3 protein-coding genes are annotated in these 2,831 nt (G+C 67.1%); 1 reads left to right on the forward strand and 2 read right to left on the reverse strand.

The window, feature by feature from the left end; genetic code table 11:
- Positions 1–1,494, reverse strand: a 1,494-nt coding sequence (gene oxc / locus VNM24_15815) for an oxalyl-CoA decarboxylase (GenBank protein ID HWQ40049.1), incomplete at its 3' end; no start/stop codon positions are given.
- A 93-nt stretch (positions 1,495–1,587) separates the two neighbouring features.
- Here oxc and VNM24_15820 point away from each other — a divergent pair.
- A complete protein-coding gene (locus tag VNM24_15820; GenBank protein ID HWQ40050.1) occupies positions 1,588–2,223 on the forward strand; it encodes a Crp/Fnr family transcriptional regulator in 636 nt (211 codons plus the stop codon).
- A 13-nt stretch (positions 2,224–2,236) separates the two neighbouring features.
- On the opposite strand, the gene VNM24_15825 is transcribed toward VNM24_15820, so the two are convergent.
- On the reverse strand, positions 2,237–2,831 hold a 595-nt coding region (locus tag VNM24_15825; GenBank protein HWQ40051.1), incomplete at its 5' end, for a tripartite tricarboxylate transporter permease.

Here is a 2,831-nt window from a genome sequence, read left to right on the forward strand (position 1 = left end):
GGTGCCGCGGTACACGCCGTTGTTGTTGAGCACCACGACGCACACCGGCAGGTTGTAGCGGCAGATCGTCTCGATCTCCATGCCGGAGAAGCCGAACGCGCTGTCGCCCTCGACCGCGATCACCTGCTGGCCGGTGAGCGCGGCGGCGGCGATCGAATAGCCCATGCCGATGCCCATCACGCCCCAGGTGCCGACGTCGAGGCGCTTTCTCGGCTGGTACATGTCCACGATGCTGCGCGCAAAATCGAGCGCGTTGGCGCCTTCGTTGACGAGGTAGGCGTCCGGATTGGCGCGGATGATGTCGCGCACCACCGCGAGCGCGCTGTGAAAGTTCATCGGCACCGGGTTCTTCGCCAGCGTTTCGGCCATCTTCGCGATGTTCCTGCTCTTTCTTTCGGCGATCGCGCCCAGCCACTCGGCCGGCGGCTTCGGCCAGCCCGGGCCGATTCCCGCCAGCAGCGCCTGCACGCAAGAGCCGATGTCGCCCACCACCGGCGCGTCAATGCGCACGTTGCTGTCGGCCTCCTGCGGCGAGACGTCAATCTGGATGAACTTCTGGCCGCCCCAGTCTTTTGCGCCTTTCGCGCCCCACGTCCTGCCCTTGCCGTGCGCGAGCAGCCAGTTCAGGCGCGCGCCGATGAGCATCACGACGTCGGCCTCGGGCAGCACGAACGAGCGCGCCGCCGCCGCCGACTGCTCGTGCGTGTCCGGCAACAGGCCCTTCGCCATGGACATCGGCAGGTACGGAATGCCGGTACGCTCGACGAGCGCGCGGATGTCGGCATCCGCCTGCGCGTAGGCGGCGCCCTTGCCGAGGATGATGAGCGGCTTCTTCGCGCCGCGGAGCAGGTCGAGCGCGCGCCGCACCGCATCGGGCGCAGGAATCTGTCGCGGCGCGGGGTCCACCACCTTGATGAGCGATCTCTGCCCCGCCTGCGCGTCCACCGTCTGCGCGAGCAGCTTGCCCGGCAAGTCGAGATACACGCCCCCGGGGCGCCCGGAGACGGCGGCGCGGATCGCGCGCGCGACGCCGACGCCGATGTCCTCGGCGTGCAGCACGCGGTAGGCGGCCTTGCAGTGCGGCCGTGCGACCGCGAGCTGGTCCATTTCCTCGTAGTCGCCCTGCTGCAGATCCACGATCTCGCGCTCGCTGGAGCCGCTGATCAGGATCATCGGGAAGCAGTTCGTGGTCGCGTGCGCAAGCGCCGTCAGGCCGTTCAGGAATCCCGGCGCCGACACCGTCAGGCAGATGCCGGGCTTTTGCGTCAGGAACCCGGCGATGGCCGCCGCGTAGCCCGCGTTCTGCTCATGGCGGAACGAGATCACGCGCATGCCCTTCGCCTGCGCCAGGCGGCACAGGTCCGTGATCGGAATGCCCGGAAGTCCGAAAATCGTGTCAATGCCGTTGAGCTTCAGCGCATCCACGACCAGGTGAAAGCCGTCGGTGAGTTGCGCCTGCGCTTCGGCGACCGCTTGCGGTTCGGCAGTGCCCATCGCATGTCTCCTGTGAGGGAGCGTAATGGTAAGAATCCGCCCCCCGGCGCGGCCTTGACTGCGGTCAATTTTCAAGTGTAATCAACGGCTCCCATGACCGCACTCGCCAGCCATCCGCAACGCAACAGCCTGCGGCTGCAATTGCGCGAGAACTACCTGCTGCGCGACCTGCGCCCGGAGCAGTGGGCGGGGCTCGAGCCGCTGCTGGTGATCGGCGAGTACCGCAAGGGCGAGCCGCTGGTGCGCCAGGGCGACGAGGAGATGGAGCAGTTCTTCATCCTCGAAGGAATGGTGAAGCGGGTCGTCTCCAACCCGGAGGGCCACGAGATGATCCTGCGCTTTGCCGCCGAGCGCGAGATGGACACCTCCTACGCCGCCTGGCGGCTGCGCACGCCGATCCCCTATTCCATCGTGGCGGTGACGAAGGTCAGGACCGCGGCGGTGGCGATGCCGCAGTGGGTGGAGTTTCTCGACCGCTACACCGACCTCAAGGCGCGCTTCGAGTTCGAGGTGATGAAGCTGATGTCGGAGGTGATGGCGCACACCATCACGCTGCACCTGCTCGATGCCCCCGGGCGCCTTGCGCGCTTTCACCGCAAGCATCCCGAGCTTGCCGGGCGCATCCCGAAGAAGGAACTCGCCGCCTACCTCAACCTCACCCCGGAGACGCTCTCAAGGCTCACCCAAAAGCACGGGCGCACGCAAAAACCGGGTCAGACCCGGGTCTGACCCGGTTTTCTGGCTAGCGGCCGCGCAACCGGCCGATGCCGAGCGCGATCAGCGGCCAGAAAAGGAGGAGCACCGCGAGGCCGGTCATCGTGCCCACCAGCGCATTGGCGAAGAAGATGGACAGATCGCCCTGCGAAACCAGCATCGCCTGCCGGAACGAGGATTCCGCCCGGTCGCCGAGGACGATCGCCAGCACCATCGGCGCAAGCGGATACGCGAGCTTCTTGAACGCATAACCGAGCACGCCGAAGACCACCATCATCCAGACGTCGAACACCGAATTGCCCACGGTGTAGGCGCCGATGGCGCAGATCACCATGATGATCGGAGCGATCACCGAAAACGGGATCCTGAGGATCGCGGCAAACAGCGGCACGCAGGTGAGCACCACGATGAGGCCGACGATGTTGCCGAGGTACATGCTGGCGATCAGGCCCCAGACGAACTCCTTCTGCTCGACGAAGAGGAGCGGCCCGGGCTGCAGGCCCCAGATGAGCAGCCCGCCGAGCAGCACCGCCGCGGTGGGCGAGCCGGGCACGCCCAGCGTGATCATCGGCAGCAGCGCCGAGGTGCCGGCCGCGTGGGCGGCGGTCTCGGGGGCGACCACG

The sequence above is a fragment of the Burkholderiales bacterium genome (assembly GCA_035560005.1).
Classification (GTDB): domain Bacteria; phylum Pseudomonadota; class Gammaproteobacteria; order Burkholderiales; family Eutrophovitaceae; genus DASRFY01.

Excerpts from the sequence above, each read along its gene's own strand:
- VNM24_15820 (HWQ40050.1), top strand. The coding sequence starts at position 1,588 with ATGACCGCACTCGCCAGCCATCCGCAACGCAACAGCCTGCGGCTGCAA.